Origin of the sequence: Cellulophaga sp. HaHaR_3_176 (assembly GCF_019021925.1) — a bacterium.
In the GTDB taxonomy this organism is placed as follows: domain Bacteria; phylum Bacteroidota; class Bacteroidia; order Flavobacteriales; family Flavobacteriaceae; genus Cellulophaga.
The window spans coordinates 1857925-1883658 of record NZ_CP058990.1 but is presented as its reverse complement, the minus strand read 5'-3'; the positions used below and the strand labels follow the sequence as shown (position 1 = coordinate 1883658).

At 30.9% G+C, this 25734-nt stretch carries 27 protein-coding genes; 6 read left to right on the top strand and 21 right to left on the bottom strand.

Annotation, left to right across the window (positions count from 1 at the left end):
* Nucleotides 1–24 precede the first annotated feature (24 nt).
* Genes scpA through udk form a run of 4 tightly spaced genes read right to left on the bottom strand, consistent with a single transcriptional unit; the run spans nucleotide 25 to nucleotide 4532 of the window.
* Nucleotides 25–2196, bottom strand: a complete 2172-nt coding sequence (scpA, locus tag H0I23_RS08240) for a methylmalonyl-CoA mutase (RefSeq protein WP_216785977.1) — start codon at nucleotides 2194–2196, stop codon at nucleotides 25–27.
* Nucleotides 2189–3556, bottom strand: a complete 1368-nt coding sequence (locus tag H0I23_RS08235; RefSeq protein WP_216785976.1) for a methylmalonyl-CoA mutase subunit beta — start codon at nucleotides 3554–3556, stop codon at nucleotides 2189–2191. Before H0I23_RS08235 ends, scpA begins: the two co-directional genes overlap by 8 nt.
* A complete protein-coding gene (locus H0I23_RS08230) occupies nucleotides 3543–3878 on the bottom strand; it encodes a septum formation initiator family protein (RefSeq protein WP_216785975.1) in 336 nt (111 codons plus the stop codon). The genes H0I23_RS08235 and H0I23_RS08230 overlap by 14 nt, the downstream gene beginning before the upstream one ends.
* A gap of 45 nt (nucleotides 3879–3923) precedes the next feature.
* A complete protein-coding gene (gene udk / locus H0I23_RS08225) occupies nucleotides 3924–4532 on the bottom strand; it encodes a uridine kinase (RefSeq protein WP_216785974.1) in 609 nt (202 codons plus the stop codon).
* Between the two features lie 151 nt (nucleotides 4533–4683).
* Between udk and H0I23_RS08220 the strand changes: the two genes are divergently transcribed.
* Nucleotides 4684–5898, top strand: coding sequence for a multidrug effflux MFS transporter (locus H0I23_RS08220; protein ID WP_216785973.1), 1215 nt, complete (start codon nucleotides 4684–4686; stop codon nucleotides 5896–5898).
* A 5-nt stretch (nucleotides 5899–5903) separates the two neighbouring features.
* Here the strand turns inward: H0I23_RS08220 and H0I23_RS08215 are convergent, their stop codons facing one another.
* Together H0I23_RS08215 and H0I23_RS08210 are read right to left on the bottom strand one after the other, a co-directional pair.
* The gene (locus H0I23_RS08215; RefSeq protein WP_254073673.1) at nucleotides 5904–6341 is read right to left on the bottom strand and encodes a doxx family protein; all 438 of its coding nucleotides are present in this window, start codon (nucleotides 6339–6341) and stop codon (nucleotides 5904–5906) included.
* 173 nt (nucleotides 6342–6514) lie between these two features.
* On the bottom strand, nucleotides 6515–7189 hold the full coding sequence (locus H0I23_RS08210; RefSeq protein ID WP_216785972.1) for an NAD(P)H-dependent oxidoreductase: 675 nt from the start codon (nucleotides 7187–7189) through the stop codon (nucleotides 6515–6517).
* Nucleotides 7190–7286: 97 nt separating this feature from the next.
* On the opposite strand from H0I23_RS08210, the gene H0I23_RS08205 reads away from it, so the two are divergent.
* Nucleotides 7287–7610 carry a helix-turn-helix domain-containing protein gene (locus H0I23_RS08205; RefSeq protein ID WP_216785971.1) on the top strand — a complete coding sequence of 108 codons (324 nt, stop codon included), beginning with the start codon at nucleotides 7287–7289 and terminating at the stop codon, nucleotides 7608–7610.
* 28 nt (nucleotides 7611–7638) lie between these two features.
* Here H0I23_RS08205 and H0I23_RS08200 read toward each other — a convergent pair whose 3' ends face one another.
* A complete protein-coding gene (locus tag H0I23_RS08200) occupies nucleotides 7639–9927 on the bottom strand; it encodes a heparinase II/III family protein (RefSeq protein WP_216785970.1) in 2289 nt (762 codons plus the stop codon).
* Between the two features lie 297 nt (nucleotides 9928–10224).
* Between H0I23_RS08200 and H0I23_RS08195 the strand changes: the two genes are divergently transcribed.
* Nucleotides 10225–11193, top strand: a complete 969-nt coding sequence (locus H0I23_RS08195; RefSeq protein ID WP_216785969.1) for an IS110 family transposase — start codon at nucleotides 10225–10227, stop codon at nucleotides 11191–11193.
* A gap of 132 nt (nucleotides 11194–11325) precedes the next feature.
* On the opposite strand, the gene H0I23_RS08190 is transcribed toward H0I23_RS08195, so the two are convergent.
* From H0I23_RS08190 to xerA, 9 genes are all read right to left on the bottom strand, one after another.
* Nucleotides 11326–12813, bottom strand: a complete 1488-nt coding sequence (locus H0I23_RS08190; RefSeq protein ID WP_216785968.1) for a S41 family peptidase — start codon at nucleotides 12811–12813, stop codon at nucleotides 11326–11328.
* A gap of 61 nt (nucleotides 12814–12874) precedes the next feature.
* Nucleotides 12875–13651 carry an AraC family transcriptional regulator gene (locus H0I23_RS08185; protein WP_216785967.1) on the bottom strand — a complete coding sequence of 259 codons (777 nt, stop codon included), beginning with the start codon at nucleotides 13649–13651 and terminating at the stop codon, nucleotides 12875–12877.
* Nucleotides 13652–14068: 417 nt separating this feature from the next.
* Nucleotides 14069–14263 (bottom strand): hypothetical protein, encoded by a 195-nt coding sequence (locus tag H0I23_RS08180; RefSeq protein ID WP_216785966.1) that lies wholly within the window; start codon nucleotides 14261–14263, stop codon nucleotides 14069–14071.
* Between the two features lie 224 nt (nucleotides 14264–14487).
* Nucleotides 14488–14997: a hypothetical protein gene (locus H0I23_RS08175; RefSeq protein WP_216785965.1), complete on the bottom strand. Its 510-nt coding sequence runs from the start codon at nucleotides 14995–14997 to the stop codon at nucleotides 14488–14490.
* A gap of 47 nt (nucleotides 14998–15044) precedes the next feature.
* Nucleotides 15045–15902, bottom strand: a complete 858-nt coding sequence (locus tag H0I23_RS08170; protein ID WP_216783348.1) for an IS3 family transposase — start codon at nucleotides 15900–15902, stop codon at nucleotides 15045–15047.
* Entirely contained in the window at nucleotides 15902–16297 is a 396-nt protein-coding gene (locus H0I23_RS08165; RefSeq protein ID WP_226989911.1) for a transposase, read from the bottom strand. Before H0I23_RS08165 ends, H0I23_RS08170 begins: the two co-directional genes overlap by 1 nt.
* A gap of 229 nt (nucleotides 16298–16526) precedes the next feature.
* Nucleotides 16527–17828, bottom strand: coding sequence for a hypothetical protein (locus H0I23_RS08160; RefSeq protein ID WP_216785964.1), 1302 nt, complete (start codon nucleotides 17826–17828; stop codon nucleotides 16527–16529).
* 262 nt (nucleotides 17829–18090) lie between these two features.
* The gene (locus tag H0I23_RS08155) at nucleotides 18091–18483 is read right to left on the bottom strand and encodes a hypothetical protein (RefSeq protein ID WP_216785963.1); all 393 of its coding nucleotides are present in this window, start codon (nucleotides 18481–18483) and stop codon (nucleotides 18091–18093) included.
* Between the two features lie 76 nt (nucleotides 18484–18559).
* Entirely contained in the window at nucleotides 18560–19633 is a 1074-nt protein-coding gene (gene xerA / locus H0I23_RS08150) for a site-specific tyrosine recombinase/integron integrase (protein WP_254073672.1), read from the bottom strand.
* Between the two features lie 118 nt (nucleotides 19634–19751).
* On the opposite strand from xerA, the gene H0I23_RS08145 reads away from it, so the two are divergent.
* Nucleotides 19752–20135, top strand: coding sequence for a hypothetical protein (locus H0I23_RS08145; protein WP_216785961.1), 384 nt, complete (start codon nucleotides 19752–19754; stop codon nucleotides 20133–20135).
* 109 nt (nucleotides 20136–20244) lie between these two features.
* The gene (locus tag H0I23_RS08140) at nucleotides 20245–21075 is read left to right on the top strand and encodes an alpha/beta fold hydrolase (protein WP_216785960.1); all 831 of its coding nucleotides are present in this window, start codon (nucleotides 20245–20247) and stop codon (nucleotides 21073–21075) included.
* A gap of 46 nt (nucleotides 21076–21121) precedes the next feature.
* Here H0I23_RS08140 and H0I23_RS08135 read toward each other — a convergent pair whose 3' ends face one another.
* From H0I23_RS08135 to H0I23_RS08120, 4 genes are all read right to left on the bottom strand, one after another.
* A complete protein-coding gene (locus H0I23_RS08135) occupies nucleotides 21122–22396 on the bottom strand; it encodes a DEAD/DEAH box helicase (RefSeq protein WP_216785959.1) in 1275 nt (424 codons plus the stop codon).
* A gap of 188 nt (nucleotides 22397–22584) precedes the next feature.
* Nucleotides 22585–23316 carry a 23S rRNA pseudouridine(2604) synthase RluF gene (gene rluF / locus H0I23_RS08130; protein ID WP_216785958.1) on the bottom strand — a complete coding sequence of 244 codons (732 nt, stop codon included), beginning with the start codon at nucleotides 23314–23316 and terminating at the stop codon, nucleotides 22585–22587.
* 123 nt (nucleotides 23317–23439) lie between these two features.
* On the bottom strand, nucleotides 23440–23844 hold the full coding sequence (locus tag H0I23_RS08125) for a hypothetical protein (protein WP_216785957.1): 405 nt from the start codon (nucleotides 23842–23844) through the stop codon (nucleotides 23440–23442).
* Nucleotides 23845–23910: 66 nt separating this feature from the next.
* Nucleotides 23911–24276 (bottom strand): helix-turn-helix domain-containing protein, encoded by a 366-nt coding sequence (locus tag H0I23_RS08120; protein ID WP_216785956.1) that lies wholly within the window; start codon nucleotides 24274–24276, stop codon nucleotides 23911–23913.
* Between the two features lie 142 nt (nucleotides 24277–24418).
* On the opposite strand from H0I23_RS08120, the gene H0I23_RS08115 reads away from it, so the two are divergent.
* Complete coding sequence (locus tag H0I23_RS08115; RefSeq protein WP_216785955.1) at nucleotides 24419–25033, top strand: FMN-dependent NADH-azoreductase; 615 nt, start codon at nucleotides 24419–24421, stop codon at nucleotides 25031–25033.
* A 74-nt stretch (nucleotides 25034–25107) separates the two neighbouring features.
* Here the strand turns inward: H0I23_RS08115 and H0I23_RS08110 are convergent, their stop codons facing one another.
* Nucleotides 25108–25659, bottom strand: coding sequence for a DUF2459 domain-containing protein (locus tag H0I23_RS08110; RefSeq protein WP_254073671.1), 552 nt, complete (start codon nucleotides 25657–25659; stop codon nucleotides 25108–25110).
* Nucleotides 25660–25734 lie beyond the last annotated feature (75 nt).

The window sequence follows — 25734 nt, the reverse complement described above, 5'->3', positions numbered from 1 at the left end:
TTTTTAAACATTAGTTAATGTTACCTAATCTATTAAAATTTCTAAAATCTGAATAGCGGCTTCACTTATTTTTGTTCCAGGGCCAAAAATAGCTACAGCACCAGCATCAAATAAATATTGATAATCTTGTTTAGGTATAACACCACCAACCACAACCATAATATCTTCTCTGCCATAATTTTTTAATTCTTCTAAAACTTGAGGCACTAAGGTTTTATGACCAGCAGCCAATGAAGATACACCTAAAATATGAACATCATTTTCAACAGCTTGCTTAGCAGCTTCTGCAGGAGTTTGAAATAGAGGACCAATATCAACATCAAAACCAATATCGGCATAACTAGTAGCGACTACTTTAGCTCCACGGTCATGACCATCTTGCCCCATTTTTGCAATCATAATACGAGGTCTACGACCGTCTTGTTCTGCAAATATATCGGCAAGCTCTCTCGCTTTTTTAAAGCTTTCGTTATCTTGTATTTCTTTTGAATACACGCCAGTAAATGATTTTATTACAGCTTTATGCCTATTAAAAGCAATTTCTAAAGCATCACTAATTTCTCCTAATGTAGCTCTTTCTTTTGCAGCTTCAATGGCTAAAGCTAATAAATTGTTTTCACTAATTAAACGCTCTGATATTATGTTTTCTTGAGAGAATTCTTTTTTTAATTGAGCAGCAGCTGTTAATTTTTGTAAAGCAGCTTCAACTTTTATTGTATTTCTTTCTTTTTTAACGACTGATAGTCGCTCTAGTTGTTGTCGTCTAACTTCTTGGTTGTCAACTTCTAAAATATGTAAAGGATCTTCTTTTTCTAAAGTAAAACTGTTTACTCCGATTATTTTATCTCTATTACTATCAATACGCGCTTGTTTTTTTGCAGCAGCTTCTTCAATTCTCATTTTAGGAATACCAGCTTCAATAGCTTTCGTCATACCACCTAGCTCTTCAACTTCTTCAAGTAATGACCAAGCTTTTTCAACAATATCATTTGTTAACGATTCTACATAATAACTACCAGCCCAAGGATCGACAGTTTTGGTAACTTTTGTTTCTTCTTGAATAAATATTTGTGTGTTTCTAGCAATACGAGCAGAAAAATCTGTTGGTAAGGCAATAGCCTCGTCTAAAGCATTGGTATGTAAACTCTGAGTTCCCCCCAATACAGCAGCCATAGCTTCTATAGTAGTTCTGGCGACATTATTAAAAGGGTCTTGTTCAGTTAAACTCCAACCGCTTGTTTGGCTATGTGTTCTTAAAGCAAGCGATTTATCTGTTTTAGGATTGAATTGTTTTACCAATTTAGCCCAAAGCATTCTTGCAGCTCTAAGTTTTGCAATTTCCATAAAATGATTCATTCCTATTCCCCAAAAAAAGGAAAGGCGAGGAGCAAACTCATCTATTTTTAGTCCGGCTTTTAAACCTGTTCTAATATATTCTAAACCATCAGCTAAGGTGTATGCCAATTCTATATCAGCAGTGGCGCCAGCTTCTTGCATGTGATAGCCAGAAATACTAATGCTATTAAATTTAGGCATACATTTACTTGTATACTCAAAAATATCAGCAATAATATTCATAGAGGAGGCAGGAGGGTAGATGTATGTATTTCTAACCATAAACTCTTTTAGAATATCATTTTGTATGGTTCCAGAAAGTTGATCTAATGAAACACCTTGCTCTTGGGCGGCAACAATGTAAAATGCTAAAATGGGTAAAACAGCACCATTCATAGTCATTGAAACCGACATTTTATCTAATGGAATGCCATCAAATAAAATTTTCATGTCTTCGACGGAGTCAATTGCGACACCTGCTTTTCCAACATCGCCTACTACGCGTTCATGATCACTATCATACCCTCGGTGTGTAGGTAAATCAAAAGCAACAGAAAGTCCTTTTTGACCACCTTTTAAGTTACGCCTGTAAAAAGCATTACTCTCTTCTGCGGTAGAAAAACCAGCATATTGTCGTATAGTCCAAGGCCTTTGTACGTACATTGTCGCGTATGGCCCTCTTAAGTAAGGAGGAATGCCAGCGGCAAAATCTAAATGCTCTGTATGTTCAATATCTTTTTTATGATATAAAGGTTTTATGAAAATACCTTCTGCAGTTTCAAAAGAAGCAGATGTGATAGCGTCATTATTAGTAGAAGCAACAGAATCTAAAGTAATATGTTGAAGGTCTTTTCTATTCATCTTCTAACCTTTTTTGTTCTATAACTTCAGCTAAACGCTTTTCAATAATTGGCTCTAATATTGATTTTCTTGGCTTATTTTTTGCAAAAGGGTAAATTTCTAAATTACCTTTCATTTTATCTAAGCTAGATTCATATTTGTTTGTACCTACTAAAATTTCTTTTTTTGTGTCAAATAAATCTTGTTCTTTTTGAGCGCTTTCTTTTATTTTTTTCTGTATTGCGCCACTTTTTAATTGGCTTAAGAAGCCTCCAGCTTTTTCTAGGTTTTTAAATAAATCTAAAGCCTTTTCTGATATTTGTTTGGTAATGTTTTCTATATAATAAGATCCATCTGCAGGGTTTGTTGTTTTATCAAAATAACTTTCTTCTTTTAAGATTACTAATTGATTTCTAGCAATACGTTCTCCAAAATTATTACTCTTATGGTAAATAGCATCATAAGGTAGGTTGCACACAGCGTTGGCGCCACCTAATATTGCCGACATACTTTCTGTAGTACTGCGAAGCATGTTTGTATTGTAATCGTAAAGGGTTTTATTTCTTTTAGATGGTATTGCTATGATGTGGCAAGTACTATTTGCATTGTAGGCTTGTGCTACAGTTTTCCACAGTATTCGTAATGCTCTGATTTTTGCAATTTCAAAAAAGTAATTAGGTCCAATAGCAATTTTAAATGTAAAGGTAATATTAGGTAAAATAGCTTCTGGAATTCTATTTAAGTACTCATTAGCATGAGCTAAACTGTAGGATAATTGTTGAATAGTGTTTGCTCCTGCATTTTGATATAAAGTAGTGTCAATAGTTATTGATTTGCTTTTATTTATTAAAGTTAACAGCTCCGCAAAATCGTTTTCTAAACTTGTATACCAATTACCTGTTTTACAAAGGTTATTTATAATATCAAAATTTAAAAAGATACCAGCGGTTGTTTCTTTTTGTAGAGCAATAAACTTAGTTATGTATGCTGATGATAAAAATGTAAAATCAAAATATACAATGGTGGTTTCTAAAGATATGTTTTTAAGTAAAATTTCAATATGAACAGTATCAGAAGGTATGGTGAAAATAATACTCTCGGCACCTTTATTTAAAGCGTTTATCGCTTTTTTATTAGCTATTTCGGCATTGCCTGCATAAATAGTTTGTGCAATGTGCCAAGTTTTAGAAGGAGAAGATAAGTTTTGAATAGTAACAATATCTTCAGAGTTGTAAAATGGTTTTACTTTAATTCCTTCTAAAGATTCCCAAACTAAATGCTCGTTATAATCCTTCCCTTTTAAATCGAATTGTATTTTTTGTTTCCACTGTTTAGTAGAAACTTTAGAAAAATCATTAAAAAGAGAATTATTCGTTTTCATCTTTCGTTTTCAGGCTATCTTGATATTCTATTAAGTAAATTTCTTCGTTTTTTTTCTTTAAATAATACTCTTCTCTAGCAAATTTTTGGAGCTCTTCTTTATCGGATAGTTTTTCGATTATTATCTTATCCTTTGCAATTTCATCTTTTAGATACTCTTTTGTTTTTTCGAGTTTATTTATTTCTTTTTTAAGTTCTAAATGAATTAAAAGCGAATTTGTGTCAAAAAAAACCATCCAAACAGCAAAAATAGTTAGTACCAAAACATACATGTTGGTGACTATCGTAAACCATTTTTTCTTTTTTAGTTCTTTAAATTTCATGAAATGCTTTTAAAAATAGCTTAAAAAATAGGAATTTGAAAAAAATTAAGTCAATTTTTCGTTAATAATACTTTTTACAATTTCGACAGCAACTGTATTGTATTTGTTATTAGGTATAATAATATCTGCATACTCTTTAGAAGGTTCTATAAACTCTTCATGCATTGGTTTTATTACAGATTGATATTTGCTAATGGTATCATCTAAATCCCAACCACGTTCATTTACATCTCTTTTTAGTCTTCTTATCAAACGCTCATCAGAATCGGCATGTACGAATATTTTAATATCGAACATTTTACGAATTTCAGGGTTTGTTAAAATTAAAATACCTTCAACAATCATTACTTTTCGTGGGTGTGTCGGCACCGTTTCGTCAGTTCTATTACATTCTAAAAAAGAATAGGTCGGTTGTTGTATTGATTTATGGTCTCTTAAATCTTTTAAATGCTGTGTTAGTAGCTCAAAATCAATAGAATTTGGGTGGTCAAAATTTGTTTTTCTTCGATCTTGTAATGTCAAATGAGATAAATCATTATAATATGAATCTTGAGAGATTACACCAACTTCACCAATAGGCAATTCATTTATTATTTGGTTTACTACAGTTGTTTTACCGCAGCCTGTTCCGCCTGCAATTCCTATTATGAGCATTACTATTTTTTTTATGGCAAAAGTAGGTATTTGAAATAGAACTGACCAGAGTGAGTTATGAACAAAAAGAGATTGTTATTTTAAAGCCAATTTATACAAATAGAATCTTAATAAATTTATCTAAGAGATAGCTTCTTCTTATTTTTGCAGAATGCAAGAAAAACAATCTAAACCTAATTTTGAATTTATAGCTTTAATGGCATCTTTAATGTCTATTGTAGCACTTTCAATTGATGCATTATTGCCAGCATTATCAAATATAGGTGTTAGTATTAATAACAGTAGTTCTACAGATCATCAGTTATTAATTACAATGATATTTTTAGGCTTAGGTGTAGGTCAATTATTTTTTGGACCATTATCAGATACGTATGGTAGAAAGCCTATTATATATATTGGTTTTTCAGTATTTATTATAGCTAGTATTATATGTGTTTTTGCAACCTCATTGGAGGTTATGATAGTTGGTAGAATATTGCAAGGTATAGGTTTGTCTGCAGCCAGAACAATTTCTATATCTATAATTAGAGATACTTTTGAGGGAAATTACATGGCAAAAGTAATGTCATTTGTAACAGCTTTTTTCATATTAGTACCCGTTGTAGCACCAGCCTTTGGAAAAATTATTTTAGAGAGTATGGGGTGGAAAGCTATATTTTTTATGCAAATATTTTTTTCGTTAATAATAGGTTTTTGGTTCTGGAAAAGGCAACCAGAAACATTACATCCTGAGTTTAAAGTACCATTTACAAAAACAGTTTTTATTAAAGGAATTAAAGAACTTATAAAACATAAAGAAACTATTGCTTGTACTATGATTTCGGGTCTAATAACAGGAGCTTTTTTAGTGTATTTAAGTTCTGCCCAACATGTTTTTGAAGATCAATATAACTTAAAAGAAACATTCCCTTACTTATTTGCAGCCTTAGCTGTTTCAATAGGTTTATCTACTTTTTTTAACGGAACTTTAGTGTTACGGTTTGGAATGCGCAAACTAGCATTTATAGCCTTAATTTCTTTTACAACATTATCCTTAATTTATGTTGCTATGTTTTGGGGAGGTACAAACCCAAGTATAGGTGTGTTGATGGTTTTTTTATCAATGATATTCTTTTCTCTTGGTTTTATATGGGGAAACATGCGATCTATAGCTATGGAGCCGATTGGCCATATTGCAGGTATTGGGGCTGCTATAACAGGTTTTATATCTACACTTATTTCGATACCCATAGCTACGTTTATAGGTAGTTATGTTACAGATACCGTTTTGCCTTTATTTATGGGGTTAGGAGCTTGTGGTGTTACAGCGATTATTTTATTCTTGATTTTTAGACAACCAGCTTCAGAGGTTGTTAAAAGTATATGATAAAATTATTTAATATGCTCAATTTCGATGGTAATAATTGGAGATTTATATAGTGTTATTAAGGCTCCAATTATAACAATATTTTTAAATATATACTGACCCAATAAAGAGAATGAAAAAATAGAATTTGTAAAAGATTCTTCAGGAAATAAGAATAGTGGTGTAAATGTAAATGCTATATGAATTAAAGCAACAATAACTACTTGCTTTCTATAGATATTCAAAATTAATAATAAGCCAATTATGGTTTCGCTTAATGCTAATAATAGTATTGAAACTTTAGAAGGGATAAGACCATATGTCAATAAATTTATAGTGTTTTTTGCTAATTCTTCAGCAGGACTTTCTCCTGAAAAGTATTTTAATACTCCAAACCAAACATAAACTAAACCAATACAAAATGCAAGAATATGATTTTGAGAAATTCGGTTTTTAAATGTCATTATTAGTTTTGTGGTGTTATATGTAATTGTGCTTGAACATTGCTAATTTAAAAATAAATATGGACTAACGAAGTTAGTTCGTCATTGATTTAAAATAATAAAGACTCCCATTAATCATAAAATTGAAATTGGAAGCCTTTTATTAGATAGCCTTTTTTATTTAATGCTTGGTTTTATTTCCAAGTTACAACATCATTAAAATCTCTTCTTGATTTTGAATGAGCAGAATTTTCTTTTCTATGACCAAAAGCAACCATATACGATAAACCATACTTATCAGTATCTATATCAAATTTTTCTTTTAAAAGAATTTCTGCTTTTTCTTCATGAAAACCTTCAATAGGGCAACTGTCAATACCAACTAAAGCAGCAGAAGTCATCATATTACCTAAAGCTATATATGTTTGTTTGGCAGCCCAGTCAAATAATTTTTTATCAGTATTTAAACTGAAATCACGTTCTTGAAACTCTCTATAAAATGTAGAATACGTTTCAATAACGTCTTCAGGTAATTGTTTAACATCTTTCATCATATGGCTGATGTAATCAGAATCCCATTTAGTCATCGGAGCTTTCATTGTTAAACCTAAAATAAAATGACTAGCAGTATCTAATTTTAAAGGTGCACCCCATGCTACAGGTTTTAATAACTCACGTAACTCTTTATCTTGAACAACTACAAAATGCCAAGGCTCAAAGCCAAATGAGCTTGGTGATAAATTAGCTGTTTGTAAAATGAAATTAATATCATTATCAGTTAATACTTTGGTAACATCAAATTCTTTAGTGGCATGCCTAAATTGAAATGCATTGATAATATCTTTTTTTGAAATATTTGGTGTATTCATTTTATTGTTATTTATTTTGTACTATAAAAACTATAGTTGCAAAAATATGTATAGTAATTTATTTTTGCAATAACGGTCAAAAAGGATAGTATAAATTATGTATGAATTTAAAGGAAAAGAATACCCATGTTGTGCTAGTTTAACAATGGGAGTAATAGGAGGTAAGTGGAAGGTAGTTATTTTATATTATCTAATTGAAGGAACATTACGTTATAGCGAGTTGCGAAAAAAAATGCCAACGGTAACAGAACGCACGTTGAGTTTACAATTAAAAACCTTGGAAGAAGATGGAATTATTAAGCGTAAAGTATATACAACAAAACCTCCATTAAAGGTAGAATATTCATTAACCGATTTCGGGAAAACATTAATTCCTTTAATTCAATCAATTGCAAATTGGGGCTATTCTGTAGCACAGTAACAGCATCTTATATATTTATGAAAAGTCTTTAATTATTTTTTGTAGTAAAAGATGCTCCTGATTTAACCTCTTTAGTTTGATTACCACATTTTATATTGACAAATGTAACTCCGCAATTTATTACAGAAAGTTCTTTTTTACTGACTTCAATCCATAAATCAGTTTTTTGATTTTTAGTTGAAATTTTATGTTTATTGATTGTTACTTCAGAAGCTCCTATAAACAGATATTTAGAATCTTTTTTAAGAATAACTTTCGCATCTGATTTTACTTTTGAAGGATGTTTTCCCTCCGAGAATATTTGCCATCCATTAACTATGAAGTTATCTGTATTAGTAATTATACTTTTGTTTTTGAACGGAAGTAAAAGAGTAATCAGGTTAGCTTTACCTTCAAAACGCTTTTCAAAAACAGATCTTACTTTTTCTTGTATTGAAGCTTGAGATATATTATCGGCAACATCACCCAATTGCACAATATCAAGGCCAGAACCATTGGTAAACGTCGATTTAATATGTTTGTTTTCAATTTCTGAAGTATAATTTCCTTGCCATATTTGCTGCATGGTATGTAGCCCTGTATCAGAAACTAATTGATCATTTACAATCCAGAAACCATCTTTAATAAAATAAACACTCCTGTATGTTTTTATACCAACATGATTATACCCATCATGAGAACCTGCAAAAAAATCAAAGTCTAAATTGCTATTCCACCCAAGTACTTTAGGTACAGGAAGTTTTTCCCAGCTGCCAAAGCCCGTTCTGCCAGCGTTTGGTATCCAACCCCTTCCGTGTAGTATAGAATCTACTTGAACAACATTTTTTGTCCAAGAGTTTTTAAATTCAGGATAATCTTTATCACTATACCCAACGGTAAAAGTGGGTAATATCATGGTTTCGTTAGCATATCCATTTATTCCAAGTATATCACCATGAAGATGGTCAGGCTTCTCAGGTGTTAAGCCCGCATTAATAATCATATATAAATCATCAGGTTTCCACCCTTGTCTCATTACATAATAACCTGTTTCAGGAAATATTACAGAACTTATGTTTGGAGTTGCTTTTTCTACCGTCTTTAGCTTGTCTAATTGATTTTGTTGTAAAAACCAATAATGTGAAGCTGATACATTAGTTGAAGCAAAATAATTATAACCAGAGTCACCAAATAGGGCAGTACCCAAAGCCATTGTCCCGCTAATATTCATAAAGCCTAAGCGGCCACCACCATCTTGTAAGGCAGGGGCATTTTTATCAGGCATAGCTACTTTTACTAAAGCATCAAAAAGGCCTTTTATTCTACTTTCCCAAATAGGTCTTAATTTAATATGATTTATTTTTGCTAGTTGGTAGGTGTAAAAATAATTTAGAATATCACCGCTATGGTAACTAGTAGCGCGTTCGAATTGAAATCCATCAGTATGAACCTCTTTTTCTAAATGTTCTTCAATACGTTTAAAGGCTCTCTCTTGCCATTTATCAGTTCCTTTAATTTCAGGAAAAAGCATTGAAATTAAGGCCAAAGCAGTAACACCTTTTGTTTGGTGATTTCCTTCTACGTAGTTTGTATGGTTTTGATAAAATATAGAAGCTGTATGTAAAAATGTGCGAATTAATTCAATTTGTTGTTGCCAGGTATAGTCATTACTAGCTAATAATACTTGGTGTGCAAACAACCAGTTTACCATCCTGTTTCCACCACGATAAGCTTCGTATGTGCCGTTACCATCTTTAATTGATTCAACTAAACGTTTATCATATGCTGTATTTAAAGATTTTGCTAGGTCAGGTAAACGATTGAGGTATTTTTTATCTTTAGTGTAAGAATACATTAAAGCAATATCTTTTGCTTGGTGTTGACGTGTAAAATGGCGCAACGGATAATTAGTAACAACCTCTCCTTTTAAGTTTTTAAATGGTGCTTTCCACTTAGCAGATGAAGGATATGATTCCATATAAAGAGTGGCTTTTTCTAAATGTGCAGCTTCTGCTTCAGGATATAGTTTTTTATAGTCATTAAATCTAGAATCAAACTCTTTCCAACTAAAATAATATCTTTCAGAAAATTTTTCTTTAAAGTAAGTGGCTAATTTTTTAAGAGCTATTTCTGTATTACCACTCTTGTAATCTAACTGAATATCTTTTAATTCAGGACTGTATTCAATATCTAATAGATTAATTAATTCCGATTCTGTTAATACATTATCTGTTAGGTCTACTGCTGGTGGTGTATACGTTTTAGAAGGCAAAAAAGTTTGAGAAAATGCAATTGAAGGTAAAGAGATAATAAAACAAAAAATTACAATCTTATTCATAATTTAATTAGTTTTTATTTTTTAGACTTTATAAAAATACGCAAACCTTTAAATATAGTGCTTTATGCTCTATTTGCTATAGCCAGCTTAAGTTTGATTCTCATTAAATTGTTGCTATAACAAGAAAGAACAAAAGAGAGAATTAAGGTTACTATACACGGTGAAGCTTTGTACTTCGACAACACCCGTAATCCTCTCTCTTTTACTACTAAATCACGATCAGTTCTGTGAGACTTTAGATCTCGATTTCAAGTTGTTGTGAAGCCAGTAGATAGTTCTTTCATAAATCATTTTCTTATGAATAAATATAAAGAAACTTTTGGAGTTGACATCAGCAAAGATGTATTTGATGTTTTTGGAAATCTTACGGGCCATAATCAGTACAAAAATGATGAATCAGGATTTGTTAAGTTTCTTAAGGAATTACCTAAAGATTCATTGGTGGTTATGGAAGCTACCGGTTATTATCATTATCGCCTTGCTCAATTTTTGTATACAAGTAAAATTGTAGTTTCTGTAGTAAATCCGTTATCAATTAAACGCTTTATTCAAATGAAATTAGCAAAAGTAAAGACAGATAAGAGCGATGCTAAAGCGATATGTGACTATGCTTTAATCAATGAAGTCCCTATTTACAATGCCCTTACAAATGTACAAAGTGAATGTTTACAGTTGTTTAGATTGTTAGATGTTTATCTAAAACATCGTACAGCAACCAAGAACAAGATACACGGTGAAGAGACTTTGGGGATACCATCAAAGTATGTGTATCGTTCATTGAAACGTAATAAAAAGCATCTAGATAAAGAGGTTTTAGCTATCGAATTGAAGCTTCTATCATTAATCAAACAAGACCAGCAAGAACAACTAACTTTGCTTAGATCTGTTCCTGGAATAGGTCAAAAAACAGCTTTATTTTTAATTGTTATAACCGATGGTTTTTCAAAGTTTGAACACGCAGCACAGTTATGCAGTTACGTTGGAATTACGCCTACTATAAGGGAGTCTGGCAGTAGTGTTAAAGGTAGATCACGGATAAGTAAAGTCGGTAATAGAAAACTGCGCAATCTATTATTTTTATGTTCGTTTAATGCCTGTAAGCATAATAAAGCCTGCCGAGAACTTTATGAGCGCATAGTAAATAAAGGTAAAAGCAAGAAAGTTGCATTAATTGCTGTAGCAAATAAGCTGCTTAAACAATGCTTTGCTATTGCAAAATCAGGAAGACCGTATGATGAAACTTACGTTTCTGTATTGCCAAGATAAATAGAGAATACATAGCATAAAAAAACTCAAAGAATCAAGTTATTGAATCTTTGAGCCTAAACTATTAGTGTCTCAAATTATTGAAGAATTTGTTTGTTTTTTACCTCAGTTCTTTGTTAGGCAACGTTTTTTTTATTCGATTTTGTTTTTTGCAAATTTCATTTCTGCATCAATTCCATTCAAATGTTCTTTAATTGTTTGAGTTATTTTAAAATCAGGGATTACTCCACGACCAAATATTCCTTTTTCAACATCCAAAACAAATTGTAATATTGGAATATGAATTTCAATTTCTGTATTCGGTAATATTAAATCTAGTCCATAGCCACTAGTATTGCCAAAATATCCTCCTCCAACTTCTTCTCCAATAAAAATTGCATTTGTGTGTTCACGCATTAAACTAGAGAATTCAGCAGCTCCAGAATAAGTAGAGCTGCTAGTTAGTATATATACGTTTCCTGAAAATGTCGTTTCTTTAATTGGTTCTTGTTTTTCGATATCTTTTTTTCTTAAAAACCTTCCTTCAGAATTAATTTTATGTTCACTCGTTAAGTCCTTTTCGGTTTCTATCCAATCGTCCTCATAGGTGTAATTTATATATTTTCGAAAATCAAAAATTGAAGCCTCGACATATTTATATTTATTATAGGGTTTATTGGTTAAGAAAGAAAACAAATAATCTTCATTACCTTCAGTTCCACCAGTATTCTTTCTAATATCGATAATAAGATTGTTGACATTAGATTCTATTATTTTATCGAATGAATTAGATATAAAATCTTTAAAGTTTAATTCCTGGTTATATAGATCATCATCATCGAAAGTATTTAAATTTAATATTGATAAATTATTTTCTGTTTTTAAAGATAAATAAGGTTCTCTTTTATTAAATGGCTTTGTGTTCCATGTTTTTCGGCACTCTTCAATAAACTCTTTGTATGAGACTGAGTTAATGTTTATTTTAATTAATTTATTATTCTCGCTATCAGATAATTCTATTTCAAAGGTTTCTGGTTGCTCAATATTTATGGCATAACTCTTAGAAAACAAATCATCATCTAAATCTTTATATTTAGAGTTTTCAATATTTCCATCTGAGAATTTTCTTTTAAATATTTCTTTTGTTATTTGTTTTATTGGTTTGCCATTAATACTTATCAATTTTAACCCCTGAGTTTTATGATTTTTGTAATTATTTAAAATATAGATTTGTTCATTTAATGTTTTTATACAAAAAGGTAAATATTTGCCATTACTTTCTATGGTATCAGTAGTTTTTTCGGATAAAGACGCATTATAATGCCCTTCTTTTGTGTAAGATATTATTGGTGTAATAATATTATAGAACTCAATAGCATTTAAACTGTCTTTAATCTGTTTTCTTTGCTTTTTAGCAATGCTGTCAAATTGTTCTTTTGTTGAATACCAATAAATTCCTTTATGGATGTCTTTTAAAGCCGTAATCATTAAATCGTAATCCTTGATAAGTTCGAGTTTAGAGAATTTTTCGATATTAAGTTCAGCTAATGAATTTTTCGAATTTTTGTTAGTTCTTTTTTCGTTTTGACAGGAAAGTAAAGCCAATAAAAAGAAAAGAGATAAGTAGATTACTTTATTCATTTGGATATTATTTTTCTCCAAATGTAATTTTAAGAGATTGTAACCACTTGTATAATATTGGTTATTTTATTTTTGCAATTATACTTTCTTTATATTTTTTTGGTGAAACCCCTATAAAACGTTTAAAAGTTTTAGAAAAATGAGCCATATCTGTAAAGTTGTATTGATATGCTATTTTGGTAAGTTCTGAACTTGAATTAATCGCTTTTTTGCTAGAAAATATTTTCCTCATTAAAATATAATTCATTGGTGTCATACCTGTTGAAGCCTTAAATTTTTTAGCAAATCCAAATTTGTTTATGTTTGCTATTTTTGATAATTCATTTAGTTGAATTTTATCGTAAATATGATTTTCAATGTAGTTGTTAATTTTACTAAAGCTATCGAAATTTAACCCTGAGTATTCTTTTTCATTTTCTTGAGAGTAAAGTTTCAAGACATTAACGAATTGTGATAGAGTAAACTCAATTACTTTATCATTTTTTGTGTCCAAAGCGTTTTTTAGTTTCAAGAACAATTGGTTAGCTTTTTTACTCTTAATTTGTCGGTTTACAAATTTGATGTTTTCCCCATTCAAAACCGCTTGCATCAATTCATTAGGTATATAGATAGTGTCGAAATTAAGGAGTGATTTGTCCTCAATTACAGGATTAGAATGTATTTCGTAGGGATTGGTAATTGATATACTTCCAGCTTCAGTAAAAAGACTTTGATTTTCAAAATCAATTTGTTCAACTCCTGTGTGGATAAGTGAAATACAAAACGTTTCGTGAAAATGTTTTGGAAAACTAGTTTTTTGGTTTTCAATGCTTATATATTCTAAATTATCATATATCATTCTTGTTTTCTCGGTGCTTCTATCAAATGTTGCCTAACGATTTTGCTATGAACAGTACGGGAGCAAACTAGCGTTTACTTTCCGCCACGCACATAGCGAAATCTTTTGGTTTTGTTTTTACTTTTTTTTCTCGACAAAGCAAAATCCCAAAGATTTTGCGGACTTCATAAAAATACACAAATCCTGCGAATAAGCCCAAGTCCCCGTATTGTTTATAGATTTTGTTGTCATTAGTAGCGACATGCACGAGTAAGCACTAACGATTGCGTTTCCTTATTTTTCCCGTCCGAGTAAAGTCCATTTTCGCAACAATTTCGACTGATTGATGTCCATCTGGGTAAACAAGCTAAAAAGTCCCACAAAGCAACGATTTCGTTCGAGTAAAGTACATCTCCGCAAGCTTGCTCAGGAATCTGATTATTTATTGTTGTCTTTAATAGCGTCTTCTTTTTTCTTTGCAGCAGTTATTATGAAAAGTCCCGCCATCACGACAAAAAGTCCTAAAAACGTAACAAATAAATAATACATTTCAGTTTTAGCTAGTTGTAATCCAATACCAACTCCCATTATTAGTAAACCAACTACTTGAACTATTATTCCTTTTTTTTTCATTTTATTATTTTTTTGAGCTATTAATGACAACGGTTTAGCTATGAACAGTACGGGAGCAAACTGGCGTTTGCTTTCCGCCACGCACATAGCGAAATCTTTGTGTTTTGTTTTTTCTTTTTTATGTCAAAGCGAAATCCCAAAGATTTCGCGACCTTATAAAAATACACAAACCTTTCGTTTAAGCCCGAAGCCCGTATTGTTTATAGGTTGTGTTGTAAGCAGTTTTACTCGCACAATTCACATACAAAATTTGGCGTTAGTTGTTCCGTTTTCTTTATTAAATTAATGGTCACTTTAAAATATGCGTTGTATTTTTCAAAATCTTCTTCAACATCAATTATAGCAATCTGGACGAGATATTTGCCCTTTTCAATAGGGTTTGAAAATTTTATGGGCCAACATTTCTCATTTTTGTAATTACCATCTTTACTACATATCATTGTGAAATCTGTATGCGATAATATTAATAACTCGTCAATTTCTGATAATTCTATTGATTGCTCAATAACCTTGTCAAATTTAGTAACGTCAATATGTTTTTCTAATAAGAAATTTACTAATAAATTATCTCCACCAGAATTTGTTATTGCGATTATTGAATTGTCCATCATTAATGGATTAATTCCATCTGGAAAATCATATTCAAATTCCTCGTTTTCATATTTCCTTTTTAAAGAATTTGAGGACGCAATTATTAACACTCCTTCGGTTGTTAATTTGAAATTATCTACCATTTTTTAAATGTCACGTCCTAAAATACGGCTACAGATTAATATTAGTTTTAAGCGGCATATTGATGCACGTAATTAGGTGTTTTATAATCTAAAGATAAATGCAATCTTTTAGAGTTGTATAATTTGATTGCATTTTTGGCTGCTTTTTTCGCATGTATCACGCTGGTAAAGGTTTGGTCAAGATAGAATTCATCTTTTAGAATACCGTTTACCCTTTCTGCTAGGGCATTTTCATAGCAATGGTTTTCTTCAGTCATACTGATTTTAATTTTCTTTCTTTTCAATATTTGAGTATAGACATTACTGCAATATTGAATACCTCTGTCCGAGTGATGAATAAGTTGGTCAATATTCTTGGCATTGTAAATAGCCTTATTTAAAGCTCTGACACACCCTTTTAGTTCTAGGCTATCACTTAGGTCATATCCAACGATTTTACGTGAGTACATATCTGTAATCAATGCTAGGTAACAGAATCCTTTAATGGTTCTGATGTAGGTTATATCGGAAGCCCAGACTTGATTAGGTCTATTGATTTTCAAGTCTTTTATAATATTACCATACTTATAAAACCTATGATATGAATTTGTGGTTCTAGAAGAATATTTTTTTCTTCTAACGAGTAATCGATTTTCTCTTAGGATACGGAATAGCTGGTCTCTACCTACTTTAAGGTCGTACTTTTGAAACTCATTTTTTAATGATCTCATGAGTTTTCTGGTACCTTCTCGAGGTAGTGTTCTTCTACTTTCCCGAACAAGTTGGATTACATCTTGTTCTATCTGTTTTTTGATAACAAAACGTTTTTGGAATTTGTAATAGGCATCTCTTTTCAGATCAAAGGCATTACAGATAGTACAAATTGAATAGAGCCTTTCATTACGGTTTATCGGTGCTACTTTCATTAGGGCTTTATGTTTAAGTTTTTTTTTAATTCTTCAACATCTCTATAGCCTAGGTTCTCGGCCGCTACCTCGAGATAGCTATCGGTCACCAGTTTGTCCAGGTCCTTTTTAATAAGAAGGTCCTTAAGTTGTTTGAGCTCTTTTTGAAGGGCTTTGATACGGGAAAGTTCATCGTCTGTTTGCACGGTTACACGGGTATTCATTAAATCTTTACGATCATACTTTTTGATCCATACGTTTATAGTACTGGATTGAATACCGTAAGTTAATGCAATTTGTCTTTTGGAATGGTTTCCTTTGGTAAGTTCTGCCAAGACTTTGAGCTTAAAGCTCTCACTATAGCGTTTTACATATCCATCATTTTTATACATATACTTGAAGTGTTTTGTATACATATTTCAGGACGGGTCAATATTGTGGCTAACGGTTCGGCTATGCTTAGTGCGGGGCGGAAATCCAGCGGATTTCCTGTCTCGCGCTAAGCAAAATTTTTGGGTTTCGCTTTTTCTTTTTTTGTTCAAAGCTAAATCCATAAGATTTAGCGACATTATAAATATACACAGACCTTTCGATTATGCCCTAAAGTCCGCATTACGTTTAGGTTTTGTTGTCATCTGGCTTTTTTCAGAAGTCTAATGTAGAGAAGAAATTATCTATAAATTCCCAAGTCATATTTTCTTTACCATTCATTCCCATTTCTCCATTTTTATCCGTGCAAATTAGGCGTATTACAATCTCTTTCATTTTATTTTCGCCGTTCAAGTCGTAATCAATGTTTATAGTTATTTCTGAAGCATGAGCACCTTTGTCTGAAATTGATTTTACTTGAAAAGAATTCAGTTTCTTATTCTCTAAATCCCTTCTAACTTTACCTGCTTCAACACCAATATTTATCTCTTTGTCACTAATTCGATGAATCAGTTGAGCTATTCTACCATAATTTTTCTTTTTCCAAGATTCTATAATTTCCAATGCAGTTTTTTCTGGACTGAATTCTTTGAAGTCTGCTAGTTCAATACTGATTTCTTCTCTCGGTTTCCAATTTTCCAGTTCTTTCCATTTCGTATCACTTTGAACTTTCCACTCCTGATATTCAGTAATTACTTTTCTTATTTCGTTCCAACTTTCACTTATAGATGTTGGCTCTATAGGCAGGATTGGTGGATTTTCTTTTTCTTCTTTAAGCGCTCTAGCCCAATCATTAATTGCAAATAGAGTGGACCAGCACTTTCCAACTACATGTTTGTTATCAAATTTTAAATCTCTACCGTGTAGAATTCCATTTCTGTATGGTAAGAATATCTCTTCTGTATTAGTCTTTTTTCTTGGTGCGTTGAAAATTTCCTTAATTGCTGACAGTCCGCTGCTGTGCGATGCTATACTGTCCCAGGCTTTTAATTCTGTGTTTTCCGAAAAAAAACCTTTGCTTTTACTTATGTCATTAACTGCTCCATCAATAATGGTCAATAATAATGGGACACAAGATTTAAATCTTTCTTCAAGTGTGTCTTTGTACGCTTGCTCTATTAATTCAAAACGAATTGAGAAAGCAGGCAAGACTCTAAATCTATGTTGAAGCCATTTTATTTCGGTAGACGTAAAGTGTTCGGCTAAAATTATTTCTGCGTTTTCTTTTTGACCACTTTCTGCTAAATCAACAGCTTTTTCTATTAATGTAGAATTCATTGACTCGTGTGCAATCCACCCAATTTTGGCAAATTGAGAGTTAAATCTATCAGGTAGTGAAATTATATTTTCAACATCTTTTAAGTTGGGAAGTTTAGAAAAAGCGTCATTTAGTCCCTTGTCTTTTATTCCGAGAAAGTTTAAAGCCTTTATGACTTTTCCAACCGTATGCGCTCCTTTAAAATTATCGTGAGTTTTTTTATAAGATGGTAAATCAGCTATTTTTTTCTCCTTACTCATTTATTTTTTAGCTTGATGACAACGTTAAGTATAAGAAATCGTAGGGCAGTTAATAAGCACTTTCGTTTCAGTTTATAACTTAGCTAAATATAAATATTTTGCTTTTATTTTTTGTTCTATAAATGCCAAATTTTATATTTAGCGACTTTTTAAATAATTACATAACTTTGGAGTTAACACAAAAGCCTTATGTTTTTTATACCCTGTTGTAGCCAGTTTTTTAGTTTACTTTCATTTCCGGTATATTCTGCTTTTTTCAAGTTCATTTATCTCGTTTAAAAATCTTGTCTCTCCAAGTTTGGAATTTAGTCCAACTTTCGTTTGAGACGTTATTTAATTCCATAAAATCTCCAGTTGAGCAATCCAAAGATTCCCATTTAAATTCTTGCATAATACTCTGAATTATTTTTATCGGGTTCCCACCTCCTCGAATATGTAGCATTATTGAGTCGACATCTTCATTATTTCCAATGTTAAATTCAATCGAAAATCCATCTCCTTCCATAATTCCCCAACTCTCATCTGAAAAATCCAGATTTGGTAAAATATTGGTAAGCTGTGAGATTAATTCTATTCTCTTACCTAAAGTAGGTGGTAGATAATCTTTATCGTTCGTGTCAAATTTTTCCTTTAATAAAACTATATCCCAACTCACAATATTTATTTTTTTTAATTGGCTACAACGTACGGATAACCGTACAATTACGGTTATTTCTGTTTTATCTGTACTACTAATCTAAGGGATTTTTAATTGTCTTAAAAGTTTTTGTAGCTACGTATGTGTAAATTTCTGTAGTTTTACTAGAACCATGCCCTAAAAGTACTTGTATTTGACGTAAATCTGTGCCAGTCTCTAATAAATGAGTAGCGAAACTATGGCGTAATATATGAGGAGATACATTACTGTTAATTCTAGCTTTTAAAGCTGCATTCTTTACTATTCTCAATACACTTTCAGAACTATACTTATTTCCTTTGGCACCTTCAAATAAATAATCTTTAGGTTTCCATTCTTTGTAATAAATTCTCAAATCTTTTAAAGCATTTTCAGAAAGTATCGTATACCTATCTTTTTTACCTTTAGCATTTTCGACTCTAATAAGCATACGTTTGCTATCAATATCGTTTATTTTTAAATTTAAAAGTTCGCTATTGCGTAAACCAGATCCGTATAATAATTTAATAATACTCTTATGTTTTATATTATTAGTACAATTAATCATCTCAAGTATTTCTTCTTTAGAAATTACTTTTGGTAACTTATATTCCCTTCTAGGTCGTTCTACTTCATAAAACCGATTAGGCATTCCTAAAACTATTTCATAGTAGAATTTTATGGCATTAATTGCTTGATTAATATATGAATTAGACATTTTTTTATGAATAAGTATTTGCAAAAAAGCTCTAATATCTCTTTCATCTAATGCATGTAAGTCTTTGTTTTTATAATGATTAATAAACATTTCAAAAAAGTTGACATAGATGCGAACCGTATTGTTAGCATATCTTTTTAGTTCTAATTTTAATAAATATTCTTCAGGGCATATTCTATAACCCATAACTTTAGGCCTATTTCTAAACCAATTTACATCAACATCATCATTATTTGTATGTAAGGGTTTATTCGTGAAAAATTTATTATAATTAATCCATATCACACCACTAAAGACATTAGATATTTCTTTTAAATTTTCATTAGTATTAGGGGTGTAAACCATATTGTAAGTTTCACTCCATTTAGGGTTTGATAAACTTTTTATAAGTGCCTGAATTACCTTATCAGGTTTAAATTTTATACCAATCATCTTGCAATCTTTGATCATGAGATGATATAAGGTTATAGATTTTAGTGGGTTCATGTAACAATAATAACTAGAAATTGATTTATAAAATGTATATTAAGCGGTTAATATACGTTTAGTAATGAGTGTTCCAAAAACATGCCCTGTTTGTGATTCTTTAATAAAAGGACGATCTGATAAAAAATATTGTTCACCACAATGTAAATCTATTAACCAGTATGAAAACCGACAAAATAAAGAAGCTTTTTATTTAAAGGTTGATAAGCAATTGAAAACCAATAGAAAACTTTTAAAACAATTTAATAAAAGTGGAAAATCTATTGTAAGAACAGAAGCTTTAAAAATATTAGGTTTTAATCCGAATTTCTTCACTCATTTCTGGAAAAATCAGCAAAACGATGTTTATTTTTTTGTGTATGAATACGGATTTTTAAAACGTAAGGAAAATGGGGTAAGTAAATATGTATTGGTTACATGGCAACCTTATATGAATAAGAGATCTTAAATTAAACAGGGTTGTTTTAAAATCGTAAACAGAATAATAATCATTTCGATAACGACAATAAATTCTTTTTTTGATACCTAATTTCAATGCAAATTAAAACGAAAAAGATATGCCATTTATAACAAATAAAGTAGCAAAAGAAAATGTTGATATATTTTATGAAGATTACGGAGAAGGGCAACCAGTATTATTAATACATGGTTGGCCACTTAGTAGAAAATCATGGGAACAACAGGTTTGGAAAATAGTAGAGTCTGGTTACAGATGTATTTCGTACGATAGAAGAGGTTTTGGAACGTCTTCATCACCTTGGAACGGGTATGATTATTCTGCCTTAGCAAGTGATTTAAATGCGCTAATTGATGGTTTAAAATTAAAAGATGTTGTACTCGTAGGCTTCTCTATGGGTGGAGGTGAAGTAGTACGTTATTTAACGGATTATGGGGCTGATAAAATAGCAAAAGCAGCATTAATTAGTTCTATTATACCTTTAGTGAAAAAGCAAGACGATAACACAGATGGTGTGCCAGAATCAGCATTAGAAGGTATTATTGATGCTTTGCAAAATGATAGGGTAGGGTTTTTAAAAGAATTTAGTAAAGGTTTTTATAATTACGATGATAATAAAAGTAAAGTAAGCCAAGCGCAACTAGATTATGATTTTAATATAGCCTCTTTTGCATCGCCACGGGCAACGATACAAACAGCGCTCTCTTGGATGCATACAGATTTTAGAGAGGAGTTAAAAAATGTAGATGTGCCTACACTTATTATACATGGTGATGCCGATAATACGGTACCTATAAAAACATCAGCTGAGCAAGCAGCTAAAGGAATTAAAAATAACACATATAAGATTATTAAAGGTGCCCCCCATGGGTTAAATGTTACACACCCTAATGAGCTTAACGAACATTTAATTAACTTTCTTAAAAGTTAAAAAAGCATATAAAAAAAGCCAGTTACATATAACTGGCTTTTTTATTTTAATCTCTTGAATTTCTATTTCTATTTCGGTTATTACCGCTTTTATTAGAACTTTTTGATCTACTATTATTTCTAGATCTATTTTGTTGCCCTGGTCTTTGTGGCCTAGAGTCATTATCTGGCTCTTTAGGTCTACTACCATCATCTAAAAAGGGATGGTCTTCAACAACTGGGATTGTTTGCTTTATTAATTTTTGAATATCTTTTAAATAAGGTCTTTCTTCTCTATCACAAAAAGATAATGCAACACCACTAGCATCTGCACGGCCTGTTCTACCAATACGGTGAACATAAGTTTCTGGTACATTTGGTAAATCGTAATTTACAACTAACGATAGTGCATCAATATCAATACCACGAGCAGCAATATCTGTTGCTACTAAAACCGTTAATTTACCATCTTTAAAATCTTTCAACGCATTTTGTCGTGCTGTTTGAGATTTATTTCCGTGTATAGCAGCTGCACTTATTTCAGCTTTGTCAAGTAGTTTTACTATTTTGTTAGCGCCATGCTTAGTTCTTGAAAAAACAAGTACTGCTTTGGCTTCTTTTTCTGCTATTAAATGAATTAACAATTTAGCTTTATCACCTTTAGGTACAAAATAAATTGCTTGTTCTACTTTTTCAGCCGTAGCTTGTTGTGGTTTAATTGTAACTTGTTCAAACTCACCTAAAATTTTCTGAGAAAGCTCAACTATAGTTTTTGGCATTGTTGCCGAAAAGAAAAGTGATTGTCTTTTTGTAGGTAATTTTGCAATGATTTTTTTTACATCATGAATGAAACCCATGTCTAGCATTTGGTCAGCTTCATCTAAAACCACATGCTCTAAATCGCGTAACGATATAAAACCTTGATTCATTAAATCTAATAATCGACCAGGTGTGGCAATTAAAACTTCAACACCTTTACGTAGTGCATCAGTTTGTTTGCCTTGTTTAACGCCTCCAAAAATCACAGTGTTTTTTATACCTGTAAATTTACCATAGGCTGTAAAGCTCTCGCCAATTTGTATAGCAAGTTCACGCGTAGGTGTTACTACTAAGGCTTTTATTTTGCGTTTACCAAGTCCGCTATTGTTTGTATATAAATGATGTAGTATCGGAATACCAAATGCTGCAGTTTTTCCAGTTCCGGTTTGTGCAACACCTAAAAGGTCTTTACCTTTTAGTAATATTGGAATAGATTGTTCTTGTATTGGGGTCGGATTTTCGTAACCCTCTAGCGATAATGCTTTTAATATAGGTTCTGCTATTCCTAATTCTTTAAATGTCATGTATTTTTATAATAAGCAGCAAAGGTAGCCTAATAGATTGGATATATAAGAATTACAGGTTATTGTGATGATTTTTTGGCTCAAAAGATCATTTTGAGAATATTTTTTGGTGCAAATGGATCTTTTTAGGTGCTTTTACTAAACTAAAGTCAGAAAATGAATCAGGAACTCAGTTTTTTAAAAACAAATTACTCATGTGTTTTTGTAGAATCAGATACTAAACGATTTATTTCCTTTAGTTCACTATCCGTTATATGGCGCCATTTACCAACTTCTACATCTAATTCAATATTCATAATACGTACACGTTGTAAACGCTTAACTCGATATTCTAAATGCTCACACATTCTACGAATTTGGCGATTTAAACCTTGTGTTAGTATAATGCTAAAGGTATAATTATCTACTCGTTGTACCTTACAAGGTCTTGTAACAGTATCTAAAATGGGCACACCGCTACTCATTTTTCTTAAAAAATCAGAATTTATAGGTTTGTTTACCGATACAATATATTCTTTTTCGTGATTGTTACGAGCTCTAAGTATTTTGTTTACAATATCGCCATCATCAGTTAAAAAAATTAAACCTTCACTAGGCTTATCTAATCTTCCGATAGGGAAAATACGTTTTGGGTAATTGATAAAATCAATGATGTTGTCTTTTTCGACACCAGTATCTGTAGTACAAACAATGCCAACAGGTTTATTAAAAGCTAAGTAAGTATTTTTTTCTTTTGGTTTCCTAATTAAATCACCATCAACACGAACCTCGTCAGCTAAAGTAATTTTAGTACCCATTTCTGGTACCTTACCATTAATGGTAACTCTACCTTGATCAATAAGTTTATCAGCCGCTCTACGCGAGCAATAACCAACTTCACTTAAATATTTATTAATTCGGGTAGGTTGTTTGTTTTCCATTTATTTTATCTAAAACGCAAAATTACGTGATTAGTTGGGTATTCGCTAATTGATTTTCATCAATAATAAAGCCGCATACATAAAAATTATAGTAACACTTAAATAGTTTAATTAGCTATTTATTTATAGTGTTTGTTTGAGCGCACTTTTCATATGCATTCTATCTACCGAAAATACTTTAGAACTCTCATCTAAATAATTAATTAAGAGTATATTTTTTTTGATTAATTCAGGTTTATTAAATGTGCTAGCTTGATCACTTTTTTTTATCACTTGAAATAATAATAGAATTAATTTATCAACATGAACTTCGTTTATCTGGTGCATTTTAATTAGCAAATCATTATTAGAGAGTTCTGAAATATCGTTCAAAGATAAATTGAATTCAACCTTTAAAACATCATCGATTTGATTTACTACAGCATCAATTTTTTCGGGTTCTATATCAATCACGCTAGTTATAAGTTCTTTTATTAACAGGGTTAATCTTTGTATTTCTCGTAGTATTAAATCTTTTTTTTCAATCATTATATTCAATTTATAATAATCTAAACAATTAGTAGGTCTTATTTAAAAATAGAAGGGGCAAAGCAGTTATTTATTTATTATTTTTTTGCGATGCGTAAGGCCCCATTCTCTAATAGTTTCTATGACATTGTCTAAAGATTTTCCATAATCTGTAAGGCTATATTCTACAGTAATAGGGGAGGTATCAAACACATCTCTATTAATTAAACCATTTATTTCTAAATCTTTAAGTTCTTTAGATAGCATTCTTGGAGTAATACCTTCGATCTGGCGTTCTAATTCTTTAAATCGATGTTTTTTAAATGATAAAGCAGTCATAATTGGCAACCGCCATTTTCCACCAATCAAATCAATAACATCTCTTACAGGCAAAATAAAAGTTTTACATTCTGTAGGCGTGTAATTTGTAGTTTGATTTTTATTGGTTTTCATTTTTAATTATTTTCAATTTTATTGCTATACTCAAGTATACTGGTATACTTGAGTATAGCAGTATACTTTGTATACCAAATGTATATTACTTTTGTAAATAATAAAAATCAGACAGATTCTATTTAAATTTAAGATATAAATAATGACAAAAACATTAATAGTAAGTTATACGCCACGCGTTGGTTCTAACACCAAACAACTTGTAGATTATTTTATTGATACTACTAAAGATAAAACAGAGATAACAGTATTAGATTTAACAAAAAATGCTCCTGATTTATTATTGGAAGAAAAACTAAATTTATACGTTAAGCGTAATTTTGGAGGAGTTGTGTTAACTGAAGAAGAGCAGCAAGTAATGTTTAAAAATGATAAAATGGTAAATCAAGTTTTAGAAGCTGATTTTATTGTTTTAGCAAGTCCAATATTTAATATGTCTGTGCCAGCAACAGTTAAAGCTTGGGTAGATGTTGTAATACAAGCAGGTATAACTTTTACACAGACTGAAATGGGACCTAAAGGTTTATGCGAAAATAAACAAGCTTTAGTTTTAATGACTAGTGGGAGTGATTTTAATATAGAGCCCTTAAAAAGTGTAAACTTTGCAACACCATTGGTAAATGCTTGTTTTGGACTTATGGGAATACCAGCTACAAATATTACAGCTTTTGGTTTACAACAATACCCAGATAAAATAGAAGAGATGTTAGCGTCGTCTAAAAAAGAAATAGATTTTTTAAGTAAAAAATGGTTTTAATTTTATCTTGAAAAATATAGAATAAATAGCGTGTAGGTTTTGATAAAATAGATTCTAAACGTACACATTGTTCTTTATTCATATTTATGAATTAAGCCAAAATCAAAAGGAGTCCATAAACAAGATTTTAAACCACTTTTTTTAAAGCCTATATTAACCCAACTATTACAAGTTTTTAAACAAGAGTAGCTTCCTTTCGATTTATAAAAATTATCTACTGACGAGTAACCTTGATCTTTTAATATAATTTTAGCTCCATTTTTATCTGTCTTAAAGGTATTTAGTATGTAAGTATTTAATAGTTGTAACTCAGCCTCACTAACCTTTATTTCTATCCAATTTGCACTTTTTTGTTGGTATGGCGTAACGTGCATTAGTGTTGTACTTTTTAAAAACATTGCACTAAAGGCATTATTAAAAGTTAAATCTCCCCAGGTTGGAGTGTTTACATAAAAATTCTCGTCACCCCAACCAAATGATATGTAATTATCTGCCGTACTATGTTTTAAATCTGCTAGTACTAAAGTACTTACATTTTCTTTTGGCAGAGCAATATCTAAATGTACCCCGTTTGTATGTAGATAAATAGTTTTGTTAGAAACTACATCAGTTACTTTTCTATTCATTGTTATTGAGGTACTTATTAATGCTATAATTAAATAGCTAATTGGTATGAGAAGTACGTATAGTAACCACTTCAA